Here is a 26,626-nt window from a genome sequence, read left to right as displayed (position 1 = left end):
ACGAGGCATTGCAGTAAGGCTACCGATAATAACCAGGAGAGCAGTTGCATGACGGAACTTGCGGTCATCTTCGACGAGCGCCCCACACGGGATGGTGGGCGGATAGGCGTTGCCACCCTCAATGCGCCGAAATCGCTCAATGCCCTGACGCTGACAATGGCGCAGCAGCTCATGGCCAAGCTCGACGCCTGGGCGGTGGATCGCAGCATCGTGGCGGTATGGCTGGAGGGGGCGGGGGAGAAGGCCTTCTGCGCCGGTGGCGACGTGGTGGCGCTGTATCGCTCCATGACCGAAGAGGGCGAGAACCGTGGGTCAGGCCGTGACAGCGTCTTCGCCGAGACCTACTTCACCACGGAATACCGGCTCGACTACCGGATTCACACCTATCCCAAGCCGATCCTGCTCTGGGGTGACGGCATCATCATGGGCGGCGGCCTGGGCCTGATGGCGGGTGCCTCGCACCGGATCGTGACCGAAACCACGCGCATCGCCATGCCGGAGATCACCATCGGCCTCTATCCCGATATCGGTGCCAGCTGGTTCCTCAATCGCATGCCTCCTGGTGTCGGCGCCTACCTGGGCATCACCGGCGCCCAATTGAACGCCCGGGACGCTCTGGATCTGGGCATGGCGGACCACTTCGTCCCCCGCGAGCGGCGGGAAACCCTGCTCGAAGCCCTGGGCGAAGCCGATTACGGCGCGCGAACGCCACGGGACCTGCGCGCTGGCGTGCAAACGGTGGTCGACGAGATGGAGGATCGCACCCAGGCGCCCCAGCCTCAGGTAGGGCCGCATCTAGACCACATCCAGAACGTGGTGGGGCAGGTCGATGCCCCCACCGCGGTGAAGCGAATTCTTCGCGATGGCCGAGACGATCCCTGGCTTGCGGCCAACCGCGCGCGGCTCGAGGCCGGCAGCCCGCTGAGCGCGCACCTGGTCTGGCTGATGCTGGATCGCCATCGTCATACCAGCCTGGCCGACGCCTTCCGCGATGAGCTGAACCTGTCGGTGCAGTGCTGTCGGCAGGGGGATGTGGCCGAGGGCGTGCGCGCGCTGCTGGTCGACAAGGACCAGAACCCCCAGTGGCAGCACGCCGATGTCGACAGCGTGCCGCAGGCCGACCTGGATGCCCTGATGGTCCCCTTGTGGAGCAGCGAGGCCCATCCGTTGCGTGACCTCGGCACAGGCGAGCGCGTAAATTGAACGCTCGGTCTACCGGCTGGAACCAACAATCAATAATGACTCTCAGGAGCAACTCGCATGAAAATCGCCTTTATCGGACTGGGTAACATGGGCGCGCCGATGGCCGCCAACCTGGTCAAGGCCGGCCATGAGGTCAGCGTCTTCGACCTGGTGGATGCGGCCATGAAGAGCCTGGAGAAGGCCGGTGCCCACCCTTGCGCCAGCGCCCAGAGCGCTGCCAGTGGTGCGGAGGTCGTCATTTCTATGCTGCCCGCCGGCCAGCATGTAAGACGACTCTATCTCGGCCGTGACACGGCGCCGGGCTTGTTCGATGCCCTGGAAGGCAAGCCGCTGATCATCGACGCCTCGACCATCTCGCCGGAGGACGCCCGCTTCGTCGGCGCAGCCGCCGCCGAGCGTGGGCTGACCTACCTTGATGCCCCCGTCTCGGGCGGTGTGGGCGGTGCCCAGGCCGGCACCCTGACCTTCATTGTCGGCGGCACCGAAGACGGGTTCGAGCAGGCAAGGCCGGTGCTGGAAGGCATGGGCAAGAACATCTTCCACGCGGGCGAAGTCGGCTCGGGGCAGGTAGCGAAGATCTGCAACAACATGCTGCTGGGGATACTGATGAGCGGCACCGCCGAAGCCCTGGCGCTGGGCGTGAAGAACGGCCTCGACCCAGCTGTGCTCTCAGAGATCATGAAGCAGAGCAGCGGCGGCAACTGGGCATTGAACGTCTACAACCCCTGGCCCGGTGTCATGCAGGGCTCGGCGGCGTCCCGTGACTACCAGGGCGGCTTCCTGACCGACCTGATGGCCAAGGATCTGGGCCTCGCCTGGGAACTCGCCCTGGAGAGTAAGGCCACGGTGCCGATGGGCTCCCAGGCACGTAACCTCTTCGCCCTTCACGCATCCCAGGGTAACGGCGGCAAGGACTTCTCCAGCATCCAGAAACTCTTCCGCGCCGGCGAGGAGGAGTGAAGCGGGGCGATACCGTTGGTTGAAAAGATCGCTGTTGGAGCGCTCGGTTCGGCGCTCCGACTCTGCATCGCGACTGGCGCCGGTAGGCGCCTTGGCAACGTCGGTGGAGAGAATCATTGTTGGAGCGCCGCTCCGCGTCGCGACTGGCGCCGCCAGGCGCCCGGCGGAGGCTGCCGAGGTTGGCAGTGGTCGCCAGCATCGGCAACACCGCCGGGAGGCCTGCGGCCTCCAGTCGCCGATGCGTCGGACCGGATCTAAAAATACTCCTACAGCGCGGTTACTGCTGACCTTGTGGGAGCGCTGGTTCCCATCGCGACTGGCGCCGCCAGGCGCCTTGGTAACGTCGGTGGAGAGAATCATTGTTGGAGCGCCGCTCCGCGTCGCGACTGGCGCCGCCAGGCGCCTTGGCGGAGGCTGCCGAGGTTGGCAGTGGTCGCCAGCATCGACAACACCGCCGGGAGGCCTGCGGCCTCCAGTCGCGATCTAAAGATGCTCCAACAGCGGTGCGGTTCGCGTTGGTGGATAGGATCATTGTTGGAGCGCTGCTCCGCGTCGCGACTGGCGCCGCCAGGCGCCTCGGCGGATGCCCCCTTTGGCACGTCTTCAGGAAGCGGGCACAATCGTGAGCCTGTTTCATGTATTCGAGGCTTCATGACGCTTTCATCGCCATCCGCTGATCGGCCATCCCGCCGTCCCGTTCGCCGCGAACTTCTCGAAGGGCCTATCGCGGCGACCCTGCTGCGCAAGAGCCTGCCGGTGGTGGGTGGCATGATCGCCATGCTCAGCTTCAACCTGGTGGACTCCTGGTTCATCGCACGGCTGGGTACCGAGCCGCTGGCGGCGGTTTCCTTCACCTTTCCGGTGGTCTTCGCGGTGATCAGCCTGGCGATCGGGCTGGGGATAGGCACCTCGGCGGTCGTTGCCAGAAGACTGGGGCAGGGGGATCTCGCCACGGTGCGCCGGCGTGCCACCGATGCGGCGCTGCTCGCGCTGGTTGTTGGCCTTGTCCTCACCGCGCTGGGCTTGGCGACAATCGACCCGCTGTTCCGGCTGCTGGGTGCCGACGAGGCACTCATGCCCCATGTGCGCGACTACATGGGCATCTGGTACCTGGGGGCAGCGGCAGTCATCGTGCCCCGGGTACTCAACAGCGTGTTGCGAGCCCAGGGCAATACCCTGATCCCCGGGCTGATGATGGCGCTGGCGGCCCTGCTCAATGGGCTGCTCGACTGGCTGCTGATCTTCGGCGTGGGCCCTTTTCCCGAACTGGGCGTACAGGGGGCGGCTCTCGCCACCGTGCTCAGCTGGGGATTGATGACCGCGGCGCTCTTCTTTCAGCGCGAACTGCGGGATTGTCTGGTCTTCCGGCAGCTGCCCCTGGCGGACATGCTGGCTTCCTGGCGTGAGCTGTCGCGCATTGCCGTTCCCGCTGCCATCACCAGCGTCTTTACGCCACTGGCGCTTGCCCTGGTGACGCGGATCGTCGCCGACCACGGCCACCACGCGGTAGCGGGCTTCGGGGTCGGCACGCGTATCGATGCCTTCGCCCAAATCGCCGTCCTGGCGCTCTCCATGACGCTTCCACCGCTGGTGAGCCAGAACATCGGCGCCGCTCAGCACGACCGGGTGCGACACGCCATCTTCGGCTGCTTCGGTTTCGTGATCGCCTGGCAGTTCGGCGTATGGCTGCTGCTGCAGCTGCTGGCGCCCTGGCTGGTAGGCAGCTATGCCGACAGTGAGGCCATGGCAGAGGTCCTGCGGGCCTTCCTGTGGTGGGTGCCATTGGGATTGGGAGCCCAGGGCGTCGTCATCCTCGCCGTCTCATCGCTCAATGCCCTGCACGAGCCCGGGCGGGCCATGCGTCTCTCGGTCATTCGGCTCTTCTTGCTGACCGTGCCGCTTGCCTGGCTGGGCGGTGTCTTGGCAGGGCCAGCCGGCATCTTCATCGGTATGTTTATCGCCAACCTGTTGATCGGGCTGGTGGCCTGGCGACTCATTCACCGTCGTCTTCAAGAGCGCGCGCCGCAGATGCCGGCCCCAGGCTAGTCGAGGCCGTGGTCATGCAGGATGCCGTACAGAAAAAATAGCGACAGAGGGGTTGGCAGGGTGGCTCTCATGGTCTACATTCTATAAAAATGTAGATATTTATCACGGAGAGCCTCCAATGAGCCAGATCACCCCCGTTACCTGGGAAGACCCGTTCCGCCTGATCGATCAGTTGGACGAAGACGAGCGCATGGTGCTGCAAACCGCCCATGACTACTGTCAGGACAAGCTGATGCCGCGGGTGCTGGAGGCTAACCGCCACGAGCACTTCGACCGCGAGATCATGAACGAGATGGGGGAGCTGGGCCTGCTCGGCGCCACCATCGACGGCTATGGCTGCGCCGGCATGAACTACGTCAGCTACGGCCTCATCGCCCGGGAGGTGGAGCGCGTCGACTCCGGCTACCGCAGTGCCATGAGCGTGCAGTCCAGCCTGGTGATGTACCCGATCCACGCCTTCGGCACCGATGCCCAGCGTGACAAGTACCTGCCCAAGCTGGCCACCGGCGAGTGGGTGGGCTGCTTCGGTCTCACCGAACCCGACCACGGCTCCGACCCGGGCAGCATGTCCACCCGCGCCGTGCGCACCGATGGTGGCTGGCGCCTCAACGGTACCAAGACCTGGATCACCAACTCGCCCATCGCCGACGTGTTCGTGGTCTGGGCCAGGGACGAGGAGGGCGTGGTCCGCGGTTTCATCCTCGAGAAAGGCATGCCCGGTCTCTCCGCGCCCAAGATCGAGGGCAAGTTCAGCCTGCGCGCCTCCATCACCGGCCAGATCGCCATCCAGGATGTCGAGGTCTCCGACGACCAGCGCCTGCCCGGCGTCACCGGGCTCAAGGGGCCGTTCTCCTGCCTCAACCGCGCCCGCTTCGGCATCGCCTGGGGCACCATGGGGGCCGCCGAGGCGTGCTGGCATGCCGCCCGCGAATACACCCTGGATCGCAAGCAGTTTGGCCGCCCGCTGGCCGCCAACCAGCTGATCCAGAAGAAGCTGGCCGACATGCAGACCGAGATCGCTCTGGGCCTGCAGGCCGCGCTGCGCGTAGGTCGCATGATCGATGACGGCCAGCTGGTGCCGGAGGCGATCTCGCTGATCAAGCGCAACAACTGCGGCAAGGCGCTGGATATCGCCCGGGTTGCCCGCGACATGCACGGCGGCAACGGCATCTCCGACGAATACCACGTGATTCGCCACATGATGAACCTCGAGGCGGTGAATACCTACGAGGGTACGCATGACGTACACGCCCTGATCCTGGGGCGGGCTCAGACGGGTATTCAGGCTTTCGCCAATTGATAGGCGGTGATGCGCGAGGAGACTCCATGAGCCGACCGCTGGAAGGTATTACGGTGCTGGATATGTCGCGCGTACTGGCCGGCCCCTGGGCCGGCCAGCTACTCGCCGACCTCGGCGCACGCGTGATCAAGATCGAACATCCCGAGCGCGGCGACGACACCCGCGGCTGGGGCCCGCCCTGGCTCGGCAATGACCTGGAGGCAGGTGGCGACGATCCCGAGCGGGTGGCCGCCTATTTCCTCTGCGCCAATCGCGGCAAGCAGTCGCTTGCGGTGGACATTGCCACCAAGAATGGCCAGGCGCTGATTCGCCAGCTGGCGACGGGCGCCGATATCGTGCTGGAGAACTTCAAGGTGGGTGGGCTGGCCAAGTATGGCCTCGACTACGCCAGCCTGCATGCGTTGAATCCCAGGCTGATCGGCTGTTCCATCACCGGTTTCGGCCAGGATGGACCCTATGCCCCCCGCGCCGGGTACGATTTCATGATCCAGGCCATGGGCGGGCTGATGAGCATCGGCGGCGAGCCGGACGGCATGCCGATGAAGACCGGGGTGGCGATCACCGACGTCACCACCGGGCTCTATGCCACCATCGGCGTGCTGGCAGCGCTGCACGAGCGGGAGCGTACCGGGCTGGGTCGGCATGTGGATGTGGCCCTGCTCGACGTACAGGTGGCGGCACTGGCCAATCAGTCGCTCAATGCGCTGGTCAGCGGCCAGTCGCCCCAGCGCCATGGCAATGCCCACCCCAACATCGTTCCCTACCAGGCCTTCGCCTGCGCCGACGGCTACCTGGTGCTCACCGTGGGCAACGACAGTCAGTTTGCCAGGCTGGCGGAACTGTTCGGTCATCCGGAGTGGGCGGAGGATTCCGCCTATGCCACCAACGAGGCCCGGGTGGGCAATCGTGACCAGTTGGTGCCATTGATCCAGGCGATCTTCCGCACCCGGACCCGTGACGACTGGCTGGCGGAACTGGAAGCCCGCGGTATTCCCGCCGGGCCCATCAACACCATCAGCGAAGTCTTCGACGACCCTCAGGTTCGTCATCGGGGAATGCAGCGCACCCTTAAGCGTGGCGACCTCGACGTGCCCCAGGTGAGCAACCCGCTGCGCTTCGACGGCCAGCACGCCACCAGCGACGTGGCTCCGCCCCGGCTCGGCCAGGACAGCGACGCGATACTCGCCGAGATGGGGCTCTCGCCCGACGATATCGCCAGGCTGAAGCGGGAAGGCGTGGTGCGTTGAGGCGTTGGCAACACCGCCGGGAGTCCTTCGGCCTCCAGTCGTGATCTAAAGATACTCCAACAACGGGGTAGCACCGTTGGCGGAGAGAATCGCTGTTGGAGCGCTGGTTCCCATCGCGACTGGCGCCGGCAGGCGCCTTGGCGGAGGCTGCCGTCGTTGGCAGTGATAGTCAGCATTGGCAACACCGCTAGGAGTCCTTCGGCCTCCAGTCGTGAGCTAAAGCTTCCTCCTACAACGGCGTGGCACCGTTGGTGGAAAGAACAGCTGTTGGAGCGCTGCTCCGCATCGCGACTGGCGCCGGCAGGCGCCTTGGCGGAGGCTGCCGTCGTTGGCAGTGATCGCCAACAATAGCAACACCGCCGGGAGGCCTTCGGCCTCCAGTCGTGATCTAAAGATACTCCAACAACGGGGTAGCACCGTTGGCGGAGAGAATCGCTGTTGGAGCGCTGGTTCCCATCGCGACTGGCGCCGGCAGGCGCCTTGGCGGCGGCTGCCAACCTTGTTGGCGCACTGACTTATCCTCCCTCCCGCGGGCACTCGGCCGGGCCTGTGGTTTCCTGCCCGCCCCGCAACCCCAGCGTGCCGACGCCGGGCAGTTTGATGCCCAGGGCGCGGGGGTCGATGCCGACCACCAGCCCTCCCAGATGTGCCTCCAATCCTTCCTCGATGCCAATGGCTCCGCCGAGGTACCCGCCCAGCGAAACCTGTACCCCTGTGCCGCTCGGGCTGCGGGCCACGACCTGGCGGCCCAGGTAGTCCTTGCCCACGGCGGTGGAGGGCAGGGCGGCGTCGAGTGCCGGCACTTCCCGAATGAGCCAGGCCACGAACGTATTGCTGTTGGGGCCTGGCCAGGCGCGATAGCGATCCATATAGGGGTATGCCGGCAGGACCGCCTCGATCTGTTCGATGGCGCGTTCGGCAGCGGCGCCGCAGAGCGTGGCATGGACGCTGGGCGTACTGCCGAACCAGGCGCGGTCGGGCGTCCCCGGGCGGGATGAGAGGGTGGGGCGCCCCCAGCCGGTAACCTGATGAATGGTGTACTGGGAAGCCCCCTGCGGCTTGGTCACGACCCAGGCATGCACGGCGAAGATACCCCGCCAATTGAAGGCTCGCGCCGAGTAGACCTGCACCACGGCCTCGGGCGTGTTCTCCAGGGCGGGCGCCAGCCCGGCACTGGCGCGATTGGCGCTACGCCAGTCGCCGCGTGCGTCGATATCGCCGAGCCACCACAGGTAGAGGGGCCCTCCGCCGAAGAGCGCAAGCACCATCACGAATGCGAGCAGTTTCTTCATTGGCTAGCGCGGGGAGAACCGCCGGCTCAATCCGGTCTCGGCGATCATGCGGGTGGAGATCTCCTCGATCGAGAAGCGCGTGGTATCGATGAAGGGGATATGCATCTGGCGATAGAGCCCTTCGGCCTGTTCGACTTCCTGGGCGCACTGGTCCAGCGAGCTGTAGCGACTGTTGGGTCGGCGCTCGTGGCGTATCGCCGTCAGCCGCCGTGGATCGATGGTCAGCCCGAACAGCTTGTGTCGATGGGCCGCCAGTACCTTGGGCAGCTTGAGCGTGCCGTTCTCGTCGAGGTCGTCCTCGGTGAGTGGATAGTTGGCGGCGCGGATACCAAACTGCAGCGCCAGGTAGAGCGACGTGGGGGTCTTGCCGCAGCGGGAGACCCCCACCAGGATCACGTCGGCCTGATCGTACTGGTGGGTTCGGGCACCGTCGTCGTTGTCCAGGGCGAAATGGACCGAATGAATGCGGTCCATGTATACCTCGTCCTTGCCGATGGAGTGGGTGCGCCCGACGCTGTAGCTGGAGTGCGTGCCCAGCTCCTGCTCCAGCGGCTTGAGGAAGGTCGAGAAGATATCGACCTTGAACCCGGTGGCGCTACGGATCACGTCGCGAATGCCCTCGTCGACGATGGTGTCGATGATGATCGGCTGCTCACCGTCGCGTACCGCCGTGGCTTCGATGATCTCGACCAGGGTGCGCGCCTTGTCGACGGTGTCGATGTAAGGCTTGGTGAGCATGCGCAGATCGACGTTCTCGAACTGTGCCAGCAGGCTGCGGCCGAGGCTTTCGGCGGTAATGCCGGTGCCGTCGGAAATGAAGAAGGCGGTACGGGACATGGCGAAAGCGGCTTCCGTGTACGGGGACGATACCCATTGTCGGGGCTGGTGGCGTCTCGGGCAAGGCGTGGCTCTTTCGGTGTTCACTACAAAAACGCGGCAAAAGGGACGACTGTTGTAAAAATCCTCCACTGACTTCGATGTTAGACCAATGGCGAATATGGAAGCATCCGGTTAAGGTGTCGACCATTGCACCATTTGCCTGTGACCAGGCTTCGAAGATCAAGGGGGTCTCGTGGAAGATTACATCCTGTGGTTCGACCAGCTCGGCATGGACGACGTGGAACGGGTCGGCGGCAAGAATGCCTCCCTGGGTGAGATGATCTCAAACCTGTCGGGAGCCGGTGTCACCGTCCCCGGCGGTTTCGCCACCACGGCCCACGCCTATCGCGAGTTCCTCACCCACGAGGGGCTCAACGAGCGCATCAACCAGGCCCTCAACCGGCTCGACGTCGACGACGTCACCGAGCTGTCGCGGGTGGGTGCCGAGATCCGCCAGTGGGTGATCGACACGCCGCTGCCGCCCACCTTCGAGGAACACCTGCGCACCGCCTACGACAAGCTGGCCACCCAGCATCCCAATCTCAAGGCGGCAGTCCGCAGCTCGGCCACCGCCGAGGACTTGCCGGATGCCTCCTTCGCCGGCCAGCAGGAGACCTTCCTCAATATCGAAGGCTTCGACAACATCAAGCGTGCGGTGCATGAGGTCTTCGCCTCGCTGTTCAACGACCGCGCCATCTCCTACCGGGTGCACCGGGGCTACGCCCACGAGAACGTGGCGCTGTCGGCGGGCATCCAGAAGATGGTGCGTTCCGAAACCGGCTCGAGCGGTGTGATGTTCACCCTGGACACCGAGTCCGGCTACCGCGATGCGGTGTTCGTCACCGCCTCCTGGGGGCTGGGCGAGACCGTGGTGCAGGGCTCGGTCAACCCGGACGAGTTCTACGTACACAAGCCGACCCTGGCCGCCGGTCGCCCGGCCGTGCTGCGCCGCAACCTCGGCTCCAAGCTGATCAAGATGGTCTATGGCGACGATGCCAGCGCCGGCAAGTCGGTCTCCACCGTGGATGTTCCCCTGAAGGATCGTGCCCGCTTCAGCATCAACGACGAGCAGGTGATGGCCCTGGCGCGCCAGGCGATGACCATCGAGGAGCACTACGGCCGACCCATGGATATCGAGTGGGCACTGGACGGTGACGATGGTGAGCTCTATATCGTCCAGGCACGCCCCGAGACCGTGGTCTCCCAGCTGGAGGGCGGCAAGCTGGAGCGCTTCCACCTCAAGGAGAAGGGGCGCACCCTGGTCACCGGCCGGGCCATCGGCCAGCGCATCGGGCGTGGCGCGGTGAAGGTCGTTTTCTCGCCGGACGATATGGACAAGGTCAAGGCCGGGGATGTGCTGGTCACCGACATGACCGATCCCGACTGGGAACCGATCATGAAGCGCGCCTCGGCGATCGTCACCAACCGTGGCGGCCGCACTTGCCACGCGGCGATCATCGCTCGTGAGCTGGGCATCCCGGCCGTGGTGGGCTGTGGTGATGCCACCGACAGTCTCCAGGATGGCCGTGATGTCACCGTCTCCTGTGCCGAAGGCGATACCGGCCACGTCTACGAGGGGCTGCTCGATTACGACCGTCGCGTCTCCACCGTCGATGCCATGCCCGAGATCCCGTTCAAGATCATGATGAACGTGGGCAACCCGGATCGTGCCTTCGGCTTCGCCGGGCTGCCCCATGCCGGTGTCGGCCTGGCGCGCCTGGAGTTCATCATCAACCGCATGATCGGCGTCCACCCCAAGGCGTTGCTCGAGTACGACACCCTGCCGTTGGAGCTGCAGCAGACCATCGACATGCGCACCGCCGGCTATGCCGACCCGGTGACCTTCTACGTCGACAAGCTGGTCGAGGGCATCTCGACCCTGGCGGCCGCCTTCCACCCGCAGCGCGTCATCGTGCGGCTGTCGGACTTCAAGTCCAACGAATACGAGAACCTGATCGGCGGCAAGCTCTATGAGCCCGGCGAAGAGAACCCCATGCTGGGCTTCCGCGGTGCTTCCCGCTACATCTCCGACGCCTTCCGCCCCTGTTTCGAACTGGAGTGCAAGGCACTCAAGCGGGTCCGCGACGAGATGGGCCTCGACAACGTCGAGATCATGGTGCCCTTCGTGCGCACCACCGACGAGGCGCGGGAAGTGGTCGAACTGCTGGCGGCCAACGGCCTGAAGCGGGGCGACAACGGCCTGCAGGTCATCATGATGTGCGAGCTGCCGGCCAACGCGCTGCTGGCCGACGAGTTCCTCGAGTACTTCGACGGCTTCTCCATCGGCTCCAACGACCTGACCCAGCTGACCCTGGGCCTGGACCGGGATTCCGGCATCGTCGCTCACCTCTTCGATGAGCGGAACCCGGCGGTGCTCAAGCTGCTGAGCATGGCGATCCAAGCCTGCAAGGCCCAGGGCAAGTACGTGGGCATCTGCGGCCAGGGCCCCTCCGACCACCCGGATCTGGCCAAATGGCTGATGGAGCAGGGCATCGACTCCGTGTCCCTGAACCCCGATGCGGTACTGGAAACCTGGTTCATGCTGGCGGGTGAAACGATCGAGTAATCCCGCAACATTACGTAACTCAAGAGCCCGTTTGATTGTCGTCATTCGGGCTTTTTTTCGCCTATGCTGTAAGCCTCTCTTACACGGAGTTACTGAGGGCCGCTCCCATGGATTATCAGACCGTTTCTTTACGTCGAAACTGGTTAGGCATTGTCGTATCCGCAACTATGCTGGGGTTGCCGGTGGTTGCCCTTGCCGACGTTGCGTTTCAGTACGAAGCCTCCGCCATCGAGCCGGAAAGGGCGTCCGGCTACAGCGAAAAGCCCGGGTGGGCGACGGAGCGTTTCGCGGTGGCGGCGGCGAACCCGCTCGCCACCGATGCCGGCTATCAGGTGCTCAGGGCGGGCGGTTCGGCGGTAGACGCGGCCATTGCCGTGCAGATGGTACTCACCCTGGTCGAGCCTCAGTCCAGCGGCATCGGCGGCGGCGCTTTCCTGATGCATTTCGACGGCAGTGACGTGACGGCCTTCGATGGTCGCGAAACTGCCCCCAGGGCTGCCAGTGAATCGCTGTTCCTCAATGGGGATGGTGAGCCGCTGGAGTTCATGGATGCCGCTGCCAGCGGGCTTTCGGTGGGCGTGCCGGGCACCGTGCGCATGCTGGAGAAGGCACACGGTGAGCACGGCAAGCTGCCCTGGGCAGAACTGTTCGCCCCTGCTATCACCCTCGCCGAGGAGGGGTTTGCCGTCAGTCATCGGCTGCACACCAGCCTGGCCGGCGAAGAACGGCTGCGCGACGATGCCCGGGGCGGTGCCTTCTACTACACCGAGGACGGCGAGCCGCTCGAGGAGGGTCACCTGCTCAAGAATCCGGCACTGGGCGCCATTCTGCGTGAGATTGCCGAACACGGCAGCAAGGCGATGCATACCGGCGACATCGCCGAGGACCTGGTGCAGCGGGTCCAGAGCCATCCGAATCATCCGGGCGCCATCAGCCTCGAGGACATGGCGACCTATGTGGCCAAGCAGCGCGATCCCATCTGCACCGACTGGCAGGCCTATCGTGTCTGCGGCTTTCCGCCTCCGTCGTCCGGCCACCTGACCATCATGCAGATCCTCGGGACCATGGAGCATCTGCCGGAACTGGAGACGCCTCTGGAAGAGGGGCAGCCCAGCGTCGAATGGCTGCATCGCTTCCTCGAAGCCTCGCGGCTCGCCTTCGCCGACCGAGGGATGTATATCGCCGACCCGGACTTCGTCGACCCCCCGGGTGGGAGCTGGAGCGCCATGCTCGAGCCCGACTACCTGGCCCAGCGGGCCGAACTCATCGAGGAGCAGAGCATGGGCCCCGATGGCGCCCGGCCGGGCAATCCCGGTGCCATCGAAACCTCCTGGGCGGTACAGCCGAGCCAGCCGGAATACGGCACCAGCCACATCAGCATCATTGACGAGGAGGGCAATGGCCTGGCCATGACCACCACCATCGAAGCAGCGTTCGGTTCGCGCATGCTGACCGATGGCGGAACCGGCCTGCCGGGAGGCTACCTGCTCAACAATGAGCTGACCGACTTCTCCTTCCGCCCCCTGGACGCCGACGGCTCGCCGATCGCCAACCGGGTGGAGGCGGGCAAGCGGCCACGCTCGAGCATGAGCCCGACCCTGGTCTTCGATCGGGAAAGCGACGAGCTGATCGCCAGCCTCGGCTCGCCGGGTGGCGCGGCGATCATCCACTACACTGCCAAGGCCTTGGTGGCGATGCTCGACTGGGGGCTGAACGCCCAGGAGGCGCTGGACCTGCCCCATGCCATTACCCTCGGGGGGCCGGCTTTCCTCGAGGAGGGGCGTTTCGACCCCGCGGTGCTGGAAGCGCTGAACCAGCGCGGCCACGACGCCAGCGAGCGTGAGCTGACCAGTGGCCTGCAGGCGATCATGAGGACAGAGGAGGGCTTCTTCGGCGGTGCCGATCCGCGGCGCGAAGGGGTGGTCATGGGGGACTGAGAACGGGGACTGAGAACGGGGACTGAGGATCAGTTCCGCAACCAGTTGCGCAACTTGACCAGCAGCAGGGCGCCATCGCTGAGTTCACGCCGGTCCCGCATCAGTTCGGTGAGGCGGTCCGGGTAGTCCGTGATGATGGCGTCCACCCCCAGGTCGATCAGCTGCGACATGCGGGCCCGGTCGTTCACCGTCCAGGCATGCACCTCGTAGCCCAGCTCACGGGCCAGGCGTATCTCGTTATCGGTGATGCGATTGTGCCGCAGGCCCAGCGCATCGAAGCCGCGGCGCTCAAGGGTGCCCGGCATGACCAACTGGGCCAGCAGGGTCACGCGCAGCTCGGGCTCGTGCTCCTTCACCATCCGCACCACCCCCGGCGACATCACCGCGACGCGGGTTTCGCCGATCACATCGGGATCTCCGCAGCGGGTCGTGGATTGCGCCGGCGAAAGCATGTCGAGGCACTGCTCTCTTGCCGCCGCTTCTCGCCGGATCGACGCGAGCACCGCCTCCACCAGCGCCAGCTCACCGCCCGGGTCGGGCTTCATGTCGATCATCAGGGCGCTACGTCCTCTCACCGCCTGTAGCGCTTCGTCCAGGCTGGGGATGCGCTCGCCGACGAAGGCATCGCCGAACCAGCTCCCCACGTCGAAGGCCTGCAGCTCCTCCAGTGTCAGGTCGCGGAGGTTGCGGGGGTCGCCGGTGAGCCGCTGCAGGCTGCGATCATGATAGAGCACGACCTCGCCATCGGCCGTTATCCTCACATCGATCTCGACGTAGTCTGCCCGGTCCACGAGCGCCTGCTCGATAGCGGCCAGGGTGTTCTCCGGCGCCGCCATGGAACTGCCGCGGTGGGCGATGTTGATCACGTCATCACGCAGCTCGAAACTGTTGACGATCCACCAGGCCTGGGCCAGGGCGAAGATCACGACCCCCAGCTCCACGCCCCATGCCAGGCGGCCTGGATGGGCGTCAGGCGGCGGCGGGGCAGGTCGGGGCTCCCGGTGGGCCAGCCGCAGGTAGAGGCAGGCGGAGAGCAGCGCGTTGGCCGCGATACCGAGGAAGGTAATGGCCAGCGTCACCAGCACATAGCCGGTCAGGTAGGCCAGCATGGCCGGGATCAACACCGCATTGCGCTCCGGCAGCCACCAGAGCATGGGGGTGAAGATGCGATCGAAGATCCAGCTGGCGACGAAGGGCAGGGCGACGATCACCACCAGCAGAACCAGCACGACCAGCGCCACGTGGCCCTTGCTGCCACGGGTCAGCTCTCGACTGCGAGCCAGGGCTGCCAGCGGCGACTTCTGCTCAAGGGTGACGATGGGCAGCGCCAGAATCCAGCGGAAGTAGAGCGTCGCCGCCACGAAGGCCCAGGCCGCGACCAGTGGGGTAGCGGCGGCCAGGTATTGCCAGTACGCAGGGGGGCGTACCCGGAGCACATAATAGGAATCCAGCCCGCCAATGATCAGGTCATAGAGCCAGCCGAGCAGCAGTGCTATAGGCAGCATCAACAGCAGGTGAGCCCCGACCTGGACTACCACCAGGCCGATCAGCGCGGGTGCCCGATGCAGGGTCTGCCACAGGGCGATGAAAGCGAGCTGGTAGTGGTTGTCGCGGCGTCGAACCGCTACCAGAATCATCCCCGCCTGTTGCAGGAAGAGCACCACGAACACCATGCCGATCGCCGCCAGTGCCCAGAGTATCCCGGCAGGCGTGAGCAGCAGGTCCAGCAGCTCCGCGTTGGTGATCACCGGCTGGCTGATACGGCCCAGCAGGCTGGTCAGGGCCCAGGCAACGGACGGCAGTAGCAGGCTCGAAGCGAGCACGGTGAAGAACAGGTGATACGCCACGAGAGGGCGCAGGTGCTCGCGCAGGCTGCGCAGCACGTCCATTGCCAGCGATGAGGGTGTCAGCACGTTTGCGAGTCGTTGGGATTCATGATGTTAGAGTGGCATTGAAAAAGTGAATAAGGCAAGGGCGATGGTGTCGTTGCCGACGCTAGAAACGTTCGCTGTCGGAGCATCTTCAGATCGCGACTGGAGGCCGAAGGCCTCCCGGCGGTGTCGGTAACGTTGCGGTTATCGCCGTGGCGGCAGCCTCCGCCAAGGCGCCTATCGGCGCCAGTCGCGATGGAAACCAGCGCTCCAACAGCGGATTTTTCCTACCGTGGCAAGCGATTACCACCCTGTAGGAGGAAGCTTTAGCTCCGGTCCGACGCATCGGCGACTGGAGGCCGCAGGCCTCCCGGCGGTGTCGGTAACGTTGCGGCTATCGCCGTGGCGGCGGCCTCCGCCGAGGCGCCTGGCGGCGCCAGTCGCGACGCGGAGCGGCGCTCCAACAATGATTCTGTTCTCCGACGATGCTACACCGCTGTCGGAGCATCTTCAGATCGCGACTGGAGGCCGCAGGCCTCCCGGCGGTGTCGGTAATGTTGCGGCTATCGCCGTGGCGGCGGCCTCCGTCGAGGCGCCTGGCGGCGCCAGTCGCGACGCGGAGCGGCGCTCCAACAGTTGCTCTTTCATGCCGTGGCAAGCGATTACCACCCTGTAGGAGGAAGCTTCAGCTCACGACTGGAGGCCGAAGGCCTCCCGGCGGTGTCGGTAACGTTGCGGTTATCGCGGTGGCTGAGGCCGCCGCCAAGGCGCCTACCGGCGCCAGTCGCGATGCAGAGCAGCGCTCCAACAGTTGCTCTCTCTTCATGCCGCGGCGGTGTTGCCAGTGTTAACGACCGCCGCCAACACCGGAAGCTTCGTCACCCCTCCAGGGTCAAGCGCGCTTCGGCGACGACGATGCCGTTGTTGTCCGCGTACAGCCATTGGCCGGGCTTGAGGGTGACGCCGGCGAAGGTGACGGGTACGTCCCGCTGCCCTTCGCCGCGCTTCTCGCTCTTGCGCGGATGGGTGCCGAGGGCCTGCACCCCCAGGTCGGTTTCGGCTAGTACGTCGACATCGCGAACGCAGCCGTAGAGCACCACGCCGGACCAGCCGTTGTCGACCGCCTGCTCGGCAACCATGTCACCCAGCATGGCACAGCGATGGGAGCCACCGGCATCCACGACCAGCACCGCACCGTCTCCGGGCTCGGCAACCGCCTCCTTGACCAGCGAGTTGTCCTCGAAGCACTTCACGGTACGCACCGGTCCGCAGAATGCCTCGCGGCCGCCGAAGTTGACGAAGATCGGGTCGAGTACCTGAACCTCGGGGTGGGCGTCGCAGATGTCGGGCGTGATGATGGCGCTCATGCAGGGCTCCTTGCCTGGGGAAATGGGGGTGATGACACGATGATGCCACAGTTCCTGCGGCGTCTCCGTCGTCGTTTCGTCGCAGCTATCATCAAGATATGACGACGCCGGGCAAGGGCCCGGCGTCATGTGTAGCGGCAGAAGGGGAAGTGCCTAGAAGCGGAACCCCACCGAGGCAGTGAACGTATCGATGGTGTAGTCGCTATCGAAGTCGTAGCGCTCATACTCGGCCCGCACCATGATCGGGTTGAGGTTGAACTGGGCGCCGACGCCATAGACCGGATCGAAGCCATCGTTGTCCTGCAGATCCAGCTCGGCATCGCCCAGGTTGCCCTTGACCTCGGTCTCCCAGTTGGCTGCACCGATCTTGGCATAGGGGCTGAACCAGGGCGTTATCGGGAACTGGCCGACCAGACTGGCACCATAGGCGGTGGACTCCAGGTCAGTGCTGGCGCCCTCCTGGCCGCGCAGCCGGACCCTGCCCAGGTCGGCATAGAAGACTTCGGCTGCCAGGTAGCGGTTGATCTGATAACCGGCGAAGCCCTTCCAGACGTTGCCGTCATCATCGATGCTGAAATTGCGACCTTCGCTCTCGATGAAGTTGTCGACCTCGTCGCGGTCGTTTTCCAGCGAGCTGAAGCCGGTGCCCAGGCCGAGATAGGCGTATGGCTGATGCGGCGGGTTGGCGAGTGCGGTATTGGCGGCCAGCAGTGCGGCAGAGGCGAGCGCAGCAGTCAGTAGTCCATTCTTCGACATGTTATTCTCCTTGATGTCCCTTGGCCTTGATATCCTTGGCTTTTTTTCGTTATGTAGTGGTCATGTGGTGTTTGCCCACTAATGTGGGTGCGCTGATGCAGAACGTTAAGCAGACGCAGAGCTGTGACCCCCTATGACATCTATAACGTAGACTCGGAGTCAGGCCGCCACAAGCTGACTTGGGTTACGAAAGGTTCGCTGCCGTCGCCATTGGCGTTCCACGATTGGCCACGCATAAAAAAAGCGCCCCAAAAAAAGGGGCGCTTTGGTCATCGGCTCCGGCCGCCATCCTTGGATGGGGGCCTTCGATGTTGCGAGCATCGGAGTCGAAATAATGCTTCCGGGGTCGTAGCCTATCAGGCTTCCTGGGCTACGGGAATCACATTCGAGGCCGCTTTCTGATACTCCTCGATTTCATGGAAGTTCATGTAACGATAGATCTCTCCGGCCATCGCGTCGAATTCTCCCATGTAACGCTGGTACTCCTCGACCGTCGGCAGGCGACCCTCGACGGCAGCGACCGCGGCCAGCTCGGCAGACGCCAGGTAGACATTGGCGCCATCGCCCAGGCGGTTGGGGAAGTTGCGGGTCGAGGTGGAGACCACGGTGCTCTTGGCGGCAACGCGGGCCTGGTTGCCCATGCACAGCGAGCAGCCCGGCATCTCCATGCGCGCCCCGGCGCGGCCATAGATCCCGTAGTAGCCCTCTTCGGTCAGCTGGTGCTGGTCCATCTTGGTCGGCGGTGCCAGCCACAGGCGGGTCTTCAGGCTGCCGGCCGGCTGCTTCTCGAGCAGCTTGCCCGCGGCGCGGAAGTGGCCGATGTTGGTCATGCACGAGCCGATGAACACTTCGTCGATCTTCTCGCCGGCCACCTCGGAGAGCAGGCGGGCATCGTCCGGGTCGTTCGGCGCGCAGAGGATCGGCTCCTTGATCTCGTCCAGGTCGATCTCGATGACCTCGGCGTACTCGGCGTCCTTGTCGGCGCGCATCAGGCTCGGGTTGGCCAGCCACTCTTCCATCGCCGCGATGCGGCGGCCGATGGTGCGCTCTTCCCCGTAGCCATTGCTGATCATCCACTTCAACAGGGTGATGTTGGACTTCAGGTACTCGGCGACGCTCTCTTCGGAGAGCGTGATGGTGCAGCCGGCGGCAGAGCGCTCGGCGGAGGCGTCGGAGAGCTCGAAGGCCTGCTCGACGGTGAGGTCGTCGAGACCTTCGATCTCCAGCACGCGGCCGGAGAAGGCGTTCTTCTTGCCCGCCTTGGCCACGGTCAGCAGGCCGCTCTTGATCCCGTAGTAGGGAATGGCGTGGACCAGGTCACGCAGGGTGACGCCGGGCTGACGCTTGCCCTTGAAGCGCACCAGCACCGACTCCGGCATGTCCAGCGGCATGACGCCGGTGGCGGCGGCGAAGGCCACCAGGCCGGAGCCCGCCGGGAAGGAGATGCCCATCGGGAAGCGGGTGTGGGAATCGCCGCCGGTGCCCACGGTGTCGGGCAGCAGCATGCGGTTCAGCCAGCTGTGGATGATGCCGTCGCCCGGGCGCAGCGAGACGCCGCCACGGTTCATGATGAAGTCGGGCAGGGTGTGGTGGGTATCCACGTCCACCGGCTTGGGATAGGCGGCGGTGTGGCAGAAGGACTGCATCACCAGGTCGGCCTGGAAGCCCAGGCACGCCAGGTCCTTGAGCTCGTCGCGGGTCATCGGGCCGGTGGTGTCCTGGGAGCCCACGGTGGTCATCTTCGGCTCGCAGTACATGCCCGGGCGTACGCCGTCCATGCCGCAAGCCTTGCCGACCATCTTCTGGGCCAGGGTAAAGCCCTTGCCGGTGTCGACGGGCTGCTCGGGCAGGCGGAAGACGTCGGAGGGCGCCAGGCCCAGCGATTCGCGCGCCTTGCCGGTCAGGCCGCGGCCGATGATCAGCGGAATGCGGCCACCGGCGCGCACTTCGTCGAGGATCAGCTGGGTCTTGAGTTCGAAGGTCGTGACGACCTCGTCGGTGCCGTGCTTGCACACCTTGCCTTCATAGGGGTAGACGTCGATGACGTCGCCCATTTCCATGTTGGCAACGTCCATCTCGATGGGCAGGGCGCCGGAATCTTCCATGGTGTTGAAGAAGATCGGAGCGATCTTGCCGCCGAAGCAGAAGCCACCGGCGCGCTTGTTGGGCACGTTGGGGATGTCGTCGCCGAAGAACCAGAGCACCGAGTTGGTGGCGGACTTGCGCGAGGAACCGGTACCCACCACGTCGCCGACGTAGGCGACCGGGAAACCCTTGGCCTTCACTTCCTCGATCTGCTTGAGCGGACCGGTGGTGCCGGGCACTTCGGGCACAATGCCTTCGCGCTCGTTCTTGAGCATGGCGTTGGCGTGCAGCGGAATGTCGGGGCGCGACCAGGCGTCCGGGGCAGGGGAGAGGTCATCGGTGTTGGTCTCACCGGGCACCTTGAACACCGTCAGGGTGATCTTCTCGGCCGGGGCCGGCTTGGAGAGGAACCACTCGGCCTCGGCCCAGGACTGCATGACGTCCTTGGCCACGGCGTTGCCGGCGCGGGCACGCTCTTCCACGTCGTGGAAGGCGTCGAACATCAGCAGGGTGTGCTTGAGCTGCTCGCCGGTCTCCTTGGCCAGGTCGGCGTCGTCTAGCAGTTCGACCAGCGAGACGATGTTATAGCCGCCCTGCATGGTGCCCAGCAGCTTGACAGCATGCACCCTGTCGATCAGCGGAGAGCTGGCCTCACCCTTGGCGATGGCGGTCAGGAAGCCGGCCTTGACGTAGGCTGCCTCGTCCACGCCCGGCGGAACGCGGTTGGTCAGCAGGTCGAGAACGAACTCCTCTTCACCGGCGGGCGGGTTCTTCAGCAGTTCGACCAGAGCGACGACCTGTTCGGCATTCAGAGGCTTCGGCGGGACGCCCTCGGCGGCGCGTTCCTCGACATGTTGGCGATAGGCTTCAAGCACGTGGGGGCCCTCTTCTATAGTGGTGGCCAAAGCACGCCGATACAGCAACCGAATCGGCGAAATGGCTGCTCTGGCTAGTGAAACAACCGGGTCACTTAGGTGCGGCGATTCTACGCCAAACTGTCGACAATGTTAAGGCGACCCCCTTGGCGGCCGCCTTGAACTTTGGTCGTCGGGATGTTCGCTCGGTTACAAATCTCGCTACAGTGAAGGGAGTTCGACAGGTGCCAGTCGCGACGGGTCGCGTTACCATGGGCGCCGAATGAGAGCGGGTATTGATCGAAAGAGGGTACTGATCGAGGTCGGAAGCGACATGGCTGCCAGCATCACATCTCCCTGCGTAGGGCTCTGTTCCACCACTCTCGGCGACCCGGTTTGTCGCGGTTGCCAGCGTGGCGATGTCGAGATACTCGACTGGTTCGGCCTGTCTGGCGACGAACGTGAAGCGCGCATGGCGGAACTGGATGCCCTGCGGGAAACCGTGGCCGGTCGCTTTCTGCAGGTGGTGGATGCCGAATGCCTCGAAGCTCAGCTGCTGCGTTACCGCATTCGCTTTCGTCCCGAACAGCCGGCGCTCTCGCGAGCCGTGGAGCTGCTGCGGGTGGGGCGCACGCGTATCCAGGACCTGTCGCGCTACGGCCTGGTGCCGGGCGAAGCGGCCCTTGGCCTGGATGTCGCAGAACTACACGCACGGCTCAGCCAGGCGCTGACCGAGGCCGCCGAATGTCGCCAGGCACAGCAGCAGGCGCACAGTAACCGAGTCTCTTTAGTCGTACCTCCGAAATCGACATAACGACAGCACACATTCGAGCCAATGCCATGCCCGAGACTATTTCCAAGCCCATTTCCGAGCCGATTTCAGGAACGATCTTAGAGAAAGGGGAAGCACCAGGCGACGAGTCCCTGCTGCCACCGGGCCTGCTCGATTTCCTCGCCTGTGCGACACCCGATGCCTGGATCGCCTGGGCGCTCGAGAACCCCGAACTGCTGCTGATCGACCACGCGCAGTGCGAAAAGAAGGCGGCCTCGACCGCCATGAGCCTGCTCTATCGCTACGTCGATGAGCCGTTGTTGCTGACCAAGATGTCGCAGCTTGCCCGGGAGGAGTTGCTGCACTTCGAGCAGGTAGTGAAACTGATGGAGGCGAGGGGTATCGTCTATCGGCATCTCAGCGCCTCCCGGTATGCGGAAGGGCTGCGTCGGCATGTTACGCCTCAAGAACCGGGGCGACTGGTCGATATTCTTATTATTGGCGCTTATATCGAGGCACGAAGCTGTGAACGGTTCGCTCGTCTCATTCCGCACCTGGATGCCGAGCTTGCCAAGTTCTACCGCTCTCTGGTTAAGTCGGAAGGCCGTCATTACGAGGATTATCTAATGTTGGCGCGGCATTTCGCTCCAGGGCCCATCGACGACCGGGTTGCCTTTTTCGCCGAACGCGAAGCAGAGCTGATAGCCACGCCGGACAAGGCGTTTCGTTTTCACAGTGGTGTGCCGGGCTGAGGCCGCCGCTTTCGCCATGCAGGGTTCCCAACATGCAGGACGCTCCACAAGACGTTCATAATAACGAATGGGATCAGCTAGCGCTGTTTGGACAGTTTTCTCTGACACTGGGCGATGACGTCCTCACTCAGTTCAGTTACGACAAGGTCAAGGCGCTACTGGTCTATCTGTTGCTGCACCAGCAACCCGTCAACCGGGCTAGCCTGGCCGAATTGCTGTGGCCGGACCAGGGGCTCTCTTCCGGGCGCACCAACCTGCGCCATGCCCTGCACTGCCTGCGACAGTCGCTGGGCGAGGAGGCCGAGCGAGTGCTGGTGGTATCCCGCCAGACCATCGCCTTCCGGCTGCCCGAGACCTGGCGCTTCGATCTGCACGAACTCCAGCAGCTCCTCGATGGGCCCAAGGATATCGCAACCCTGGAGCGGCTGCTTCAACGGTACCGTGGCGATCTGGTGGAAGAGCTGCAGCTGCCGTCCTGCACCGAATTCCAGCGCTGGCTGGTACAGCTGCGCAACGAGTGGCGCCAGCGGGTGATTCGTTTTGCCGAGGCCATACTCGAGAGCAACGACGAGGTTCCCGACCACCTGTTGCAGGCCCTGGTCAGCCGCTTCTCCGGCTACGGCCCCTTCCATGAACGCCTGGTGCGCCAGCTCGCCGAACAGGGCCAACTGGCGGCCGCCCATGAACAGTACAGCGCCTACCTGCAGCTGCTGGCCCTATCCGGACAGCAGCCCGAGCCCGGCTTCCTGCAGCTCGCACGCTACTGGTCCGACGGCAATCCGGACCTGCAGGGGCTCTCCCCGCAGGGCGCCTTCTCGCGCACCCTGGCAGCCGGCAGCTCGCCGCTGCGCGAAGACGAGATCGAGCAGCGTCAGCTCTCGGTCATGGCCATTCGCCTGCGCGTGAAAGGTGAATTCTCGGCCCGGGACGAGACCCGCGCCTGCCTGGCGCTGCAGATCGAGCTGATGCGCTGGCTGGAGCAGCAGTGCCATCACCTGGGAGGGTTCTGGTTGCCCGGCGCCACCGGCGGCCTGGGCCTTGCCTGCTTCGGTACCCACGGTCCGGCCCACCAGCTGGCCGAACTGGTCGCCCTGTACGAGCACTGCCGCCGGGTGCTGCCCGACGAAATCACGCGCCACTGGAGCGGCGAAGGCGAACCGCCGCGCATCGAACTGGCCGCCGGCCTCAACAGCGGCCGCGTGGTCTACCTCCCCGAGCGCCAGCTGGTCGACCCGCTGGGCCAGGTGACCCAGAATGCCCTCGAGCTGATGACCGCCGCGGAAGGCAGCGAACTGGTGATCTCCCAGGAGGCCAGCCAGCACATGCCGCCGGCGCTGGACCTGCAGCCGCGTCTCTCCTCGCGGCTGGTGGCGAGCGACGGCCGCGTGCGTCTGCGTGCCCTGGTGCTGGGCCACAACGAAGGCGGGCGCGACGCCATGCCGCCCAGCCTGGTCGGCCGCGAAACACCGCTGCGCACCCTGCGCGACGCCCTGGCCCGTGCCGGCATCGGCCTGCGCCAGAGCGTGCTGGTGCGCGGCGCCTCGGGCATGGGCAAGTCGGCGCTGATGGTGGGTTTCCGCCAGCTGGAGCTGAGCCGCGACGCGGCGATCTGCTGGCAGCCCACCACGCGTCTCTCGGTGCTGGAACCCTACGGCGTGGCCCGTACCCTGCTGCGCTGGCGCCTGGACGGCGAACTCAATGTCGACAGCCTGACCGCACTGCTGGAGGAGCACCCGGATCTGGTCCTGAGCAGTAACCAGCTGAGCCTGCTGGAAGAGGCGCTGGGCGTTCGTGAAACCCCCGAAGTGGCACAGCTCGCCAAGAGCGGCGAGGCGGCCGACCTGGTGGTCGCCGTGCTCTGCCGCGTCATCGAGCGGCATGCCATCGAGCGCACCCAGGTGCTGATGATCGATGACCTGCAGTGGCTCGACGAACCCTCTTTCCGCGTGCTGGCCGGCCTGCAGGCACGGCTGCCGATCAACTGCGCCTTCCTGCTGGTGGCCAGCCACCACGGCCGCGAGGCGTTGCCCACGCGTCTGCACTGGGACCAGCAGGTCACCCTTGGCCACCTCGACGCGATGCAGTCGTCGCGCCTGCTCTCCCAGCTGGCACGACGCTACCGGCTGCACCTCAGCCCGCGCCTGCGTGGCCAGATCATCGAGCGCTGCGATGGCGTGCCGCTCTACATGCAGGAGATCTGTCGTCGCCTGGAGATCGATCGCCGGGAAGGGCGCAGCGTTCATCTCGATGAGCTGCCGCGTGGCCTGCTGGGCCTGCTGGCGGGGCGTATCGACCAGCTCGACGGCGACCGGGAAGTGGCCCACGTGGCGGCCGTGCTCGGCCGACGCTTCCGCCTGGACTTCCTGGCCGAATGCAGCGGCTGGGAAATGCCACAGCTCAACCGTGCCCTGGAGCAGATGCGTCGTCTGGAGATCATCGAACCCGCCGGTGGCGAGGGCGGCTGCCGTGAATTCCAGTTCAGCCATCAGTTGCTTCAGGAAGCCGCCTATCTCTCCTGCCCGCGGGACGTGCGCGTGCGCATCCATCGTCAGGTGGTGAGCCTGATCGAAGAGCGCTTCCCGATGTGGATCGGCCGGCACCCGGGCGACTTCGCCACCCATCTCCGCCGCAGCGGCCACTACGCCCGCGGCGCACGCTACTTCGAACTGGCGGCCCGTGAAGCCCTCAAGGTCAGCGCCAACCGAACGGCACTGAAGATGGCCGATTTCGGGCTGGCCAGCCTGCGTCACGTCGACGAGCAGGCCGAGCGCGAGATCAGCCTGCTCACCGTGCGCGGCCAGGCCGCCTTCGCCCTGGAAGGGCATGGGTCGCCCACGGCCCACGAAAGTTTCGTCCGGGCCCGTGAACTGCTGGTTCAGGGCGAAGGCTGCAGCGCCGACGACACCGAAGACCTGGAGCAGGCCTTTCTGGTCAAATGGGGGCTCTGGGTCGGCTGCAGCCAGCGCCACGCCCATGCCGATGCCTTCTCGCTGGCCGCCAGCCTGGCATCCATCGCCGGCCGGCTGGAAGATCCGCGCTACCGCCGCCTGGCCGACTATTCGCGTGCCAACTGCGAATACTGGGCCGGGCGTATCAGCCAGGCCTACGATCACCTGGACGAGATCGCCCCCCTCGAGCAGCCGATGATGATCGAGTGGCTACCGTTCTCCGAACACCCGCAGGTGGCCGCCGCTTGCTTCCAGGGCTGGGCGATCTGCCTGCGCGGCGACTATCGTCGCGCCGAACAGCAGGTCGAGTCCGCCATTCGCCTGGCCGAGCGGATCGGCCACCCCGGCTCGCTGGCCATGGCGCTGCTGTTTGCCGCCGCACTCTACCGCCAGCTCGGCCATGTTCACCTGGCGGCGCAGCGCGCCGAGCAGGCGGTCACCCTGACCGAGACCCCCGACCTACACCTGTGGCAGGTATCGGCGCAGGGGGTGCTGGGCTGGCGCCGCGCGCTATCCGGCGACCGGGATGGTCTGCTGATCATGGATGGTGCCCAGGAGGAACTCGGCGAGATCACCGGCCGCGACCGCTACCATCGCCCCAACCTCTGGTACAGCGACGCCTGCATTGCCCTCGACGAGCTGGCCAGCGCCGAGGATTATCTCGACCAGTGTCTGCTGATCGCCCGCGACCGCAGCACCCTGTTCGTGCCCGAGCTGGCCGTACAGCTGGCCCGTGTTCGTCACCACCTGGCTCGTCCGCAGTCCGAGATACGCCTGCTGGTGGAACAAGCGCTGGAATATGCCCGCCTGCACGAGAACCGACATCAGGAACTCTGCGCCCTGGAAGTCTGGTTGACCCTGGTCGACACCCGGGACGAAGCCGCCCGCGAACTCTTCCGCGAACTGCTGAACCACGTGACCCACAGCGACGCGCCGGTACTGGTGCGCTGGCGCACCCTGCTGGACAGGCGCCTGCCGCATGCGGTAAACGCGGAATCATAGCTATAGAGCGATTGCATTTGTGGCAGGCGGCGATAGGCGCCTTGGCGGAGGCCGCCGCCACGGCGATAACCGCAACATTTCCAACACCGCCGGGAGGCCTGCGGCCTCCAGTCGTGAGCTGAAGCTTCCTCCTACAGTGAGGTAGTCGCCGACCTTGTTGGAGCGCTGCTCCGCATCGCGACTGGCGCCGCCAGGCGCCTTGGCGGAGGCTGCCGTCGCTGGCTATTACCGCGATCATTGGCAACACCGCCAGGAGTCCTGCGGCCTCCAGTCGCCGATGCGTCGGACCGGATCTAAAGATGCTCCGACAGGGTGGTCATCGCCTGCCATGACAGTAAAAGGCAGCTGTTGGAGCGCTGCTCCGCATCGCGACTGGCGCCGTCAGGCGCCTCGGCGGAGGCCGCCGTCGCTGGCTATTACCGCGATCATTGGCAACACCGCCAGGAGTCCTTCGGCCTCCAGTCGCCGATGCGTCGGACCGGATCTAAAGATGCTCCGACAGGGTGGTCATCGCCTGCCATGACAGGAAAAGGCAGCTGTTGGAGCGCTGCTCCGCATCGCGACTGGCGCCGTCAGGCGCCTTGGCGGAGACCGCCGTCACGGCGATAACCGCAACCTTTCCAACACCGCCGGGAGGCCTGCGGCCTCCAGTCGTGAGCTGAAGCTTCCTCCTACAGTGGGTAGTCGCCGACCTTGTTGGAGCGCTGCTCCGCATCGCGACTGGCGCCGTCAGGCGCCTCGGCGGAGGCCGCCGTCGCTGGCTATTACCGCGATCATTGGCAACACCGC

The 26,626-nt window shown here is 65.2% G+C and carries 17 protein-coding genes; 11 read left to right on the top strand and 6 right to left on the bottom strand.

The genetic code is table 11. The features are described from left to right. Nucleotides 1–48: 48 nt before the first annotated feature. From LY622_RS21660 to LY622_RS21640, 5 genes are all read left to right on the top strand, one after another. Nucleotides 49–1,203 (top strand): enoyl-CoA hydratase/isomerase family protein, encoded by a 1,155-nt coding sequence (locus LY622_RS21660; protein WP_234292796.1) that lies wholly within the window; start codon nt 49–51, stop codon nt 1,201–1,203. Between the two features lie 57 nt (nt 1,204–1,260). Further along, nucleotides 1,261–2,163, top strand: a complete 903-nt coding sequence (gene mmsB / locus LY622_RS21655) for a 3-hydroxyisobutyrate dehydrogenase (protein WP_234292795.1) — start codon at nt 1,261–1,263, stop codon at nt 2,161–2,163. 651 nt (nt 2,164–2,814) lie between these two features. Further along, nucleotides 2,815–4,209: an MATE family efflux transporter gene (locus tag LY622_RS21650; protein WP_234292794.1), complete on the top strand. Its 1,395-nt coding sequence runs from the start codon at nt 2,815–2,817 to the stop codon at nt 4,207–4,209. A 118-nt stretch (nt 4,210–4,327) separates the two neighbouring features. After that, on the top strand, nt 4,328–5,509 hold the full coding sequence (locus LY622_RS21645) for an acyl-CoA dehydrogenase (RefSeq protein ID WP_234292793.1): 1,182 nt from the start codon (nt 4,328–4,330) through the stop codon (nt 5,507–5,509). Between the two features lie 26 nt (nt 5,510–5,535). After that, the gene (locus tag LY622_RS21640) at nt 5,536–6,756 is read left to right on the top strand and encodes a CaiB/BaiF CoA transferase family protein (RefSeq protein ID WP_234292792.1); all 1,221 of its coding nucleotides are present in this window, start codon (nt 5,536–5,538) and stop codon (nt 6,754–6,756) included. 515 nt (nt 6,757–7,271) lie between these two features. Here LY622_RS21640 and LY622_RS21635 read toward each other — a convergent pair. Both LY622_RS21635 and ppsR read right to left on the bottom strand, forming a co-directional pair. Continuing rightward, nucleotides 7,272–8,048 carry a DUF3750 domain-containing protein gene (locus LY622_RS21635; RefSeq protein WP_234292791.1) on the bottom strand — a complete coding sequence of 259 codons (777 nt, stop codon included), beginning with the start codon at nt 8,046–8,048 and terminating at the stop codon, nt 7,272–7,274. A 3-nt stretch (nt 8,049–8,051) separates the two neighbouring features. Beyond that, the gene (gene ppsR / locus LY622_RS21630; RefSeq protein ID WP_234292790.1) at nt 8,052–8,885 is read right to left on the bottom strand and encodes a posphoenolpyruvate synthetase regulatory kinase/phosphorylase PpsR; all 834 of its coding nucleotides are present in this window, start codon (nt 8,883–8,885) and stop codon (nt 8,052–8,054) included. A gap of 235 nt (nt 8,886–9,120) precedes the next feature. Between ppsR and ppsA the strand changes: the two genes are divergently transcribed. Then, nucleotides 9,121–11,493 (top strand): phosphoenolpyruvate synthase, encoded by a 2,373-nt coding sequence (gene ppsA, locus LY622_RS21625; protein WP_234292789.1) that lies wholly within the window; start codon nt 9,121–9,123, stop codon nt 11,491–11,493. A 167-nt stretch (nt 11,494–11,660) separates the two neighbouring features. Next, the gene (ggt, locus tag LY622_RS21620) at nt 11,661–13,430 is read left to right on the top strand and encodes a gamma-glutamyltransferase (RefSeq protein ID WP_234292788.1); all 1,770 of its coding nucleotides are present in this window, start codon (nt 11,661–11,663) and stop codon (nt 13,428–13,430) included. 29 nt (nt 13,431–13,459) lie between these two features. Here ggt and LY622_RS21615 read toward each other — a convergent pair whose 3' ends face one another. After that, nucleotides 13,460–15,319 (bottom strand): glycerophosphodiester phosphodiesterase family protein, encoded by a 1,860-nt coding sequence (locus tag LY622_RS21615; protein ID WP_234292863.1) that lies wholly within the window; start codon nt 15,317–15,319, stop codon nt 13,460–13,462. A gap of 448 nt (nt 15,320–15,767) precedes the next feature. Here LY622_RS21615 and LY622_RS21610 point away from each other — a divergent pair, with 448 nt between their 5' ends. After that, on the top strand, nt 15,768–15,977 hold the full coding sequence (locus LY622_RS21610) for a hypothetical protein (RefSeq protein WP_234292787.1): 210 nt from the start codon (nt 15,768–15,770) through the stop codon (nt 15,975–15,977). Between the two features lie 202 nt (nt 15,978–16,179). Here the strand turns inward: LY622_RS21610 and rraA are convergent, their stop codons facing one another. The 3 genes from rraA to acnB form a co-directional block, all read right to left on the bottom strand. Then, nucleotides 16,180–16,668 carry a ribonuclease E activity regulator RraA gene (gene rraA, locus LY622_RS21605; RefSeq protein ID WP_234292786.1) on the bottom strand — a complete coding sequence of 163 codons (489 nt, stop codon included), beginning with the start codon at nt 16,666–16,668 and terminating at the stop codon, nt 16,180–16,182. Between the two features lie 153 nt (nt 16,669–16,821). Next, on the bottom strand, nt 16,822–17,424 hold the full coding sequence (locus LY622_RS21600; protein WP_234292785.1) for a porin family protein: 603 nt from the start codon (nt 17,422–17,424) through the stop codon (nt 16,822–16,824). 356 nt (nt 17,425–17,780) lie between these two features. Next, nucleotides 17,781–20,384, bottom strand: coding sequence for a bifunctional aconitate hydratase 2/2-methylisocitrate dehydratase (gene acnB / locus LY622_RS21595; RefSeq protein WP_234292784.1), 2,604 nt, complete (start codon nt 20,382–20,384; stop codon nt 17,781–17,783). A gap of 313 nt (nt 20,385–20,697) precedes the next feature. On the opposite strand from acnB, the gene LY622_RS21590 reads away from it, so the two are divergent. From LY622_RS21590 to LY622_RS21580, 3 genes are read left to right on the top strand one after another with little or no spacing between them, the layout of a single operon-like run. Next, entirely contained in the window at nt 20,698–21,177 is a 480-nt protein-coding gene (locus LY622_RS21590; protein WP_234292783.1) for a DUF1289 domain-containing protein, read from the top strand. A 26-nt stretch (nt 21,178–21,203) separates the two neighbouring features. Then, complete coding sequence (locus tag LY622_RS21585; RefSeq protein ID WP_234292782.1) at nt 21,204–21,887, top strand: MiaE family protein; 684 nt, start codon at nt 21,204–21,206, stop codon at nt 21,885–21,887. 32 nt (nt 21,888–21,919) lie between these two features. After that, nucleotides 21,920–25,837 carry an ATP-binding protein gene (locus tag LY622_RS21580; RefSeq protein ID WP_234292781.1) on the top strand — a complete coding sequence of 1,306 codons (3,918 nt, stop codon included), beginning with the start codon at nt 21,920–21,922 and terminating at the stop codon, nt 25,835–25,837. Nucleotides 25,838–26,626 lie beyond the last annotated feature (789 nt).

This window comes from Halomonas alkalisoli (assembly GCF_021412585.1).
GTDB lineage: Bacteria > Pseudomonadota > Gammaproteobacteria > Pseudomonadales > Halomonadaceae > Halomonas > Halomonas alkalisoli.
Note: the sequence above shows the minus strand (reverse complement) of the source record. Positions and strands in the feature narration are given on the sequence as shown.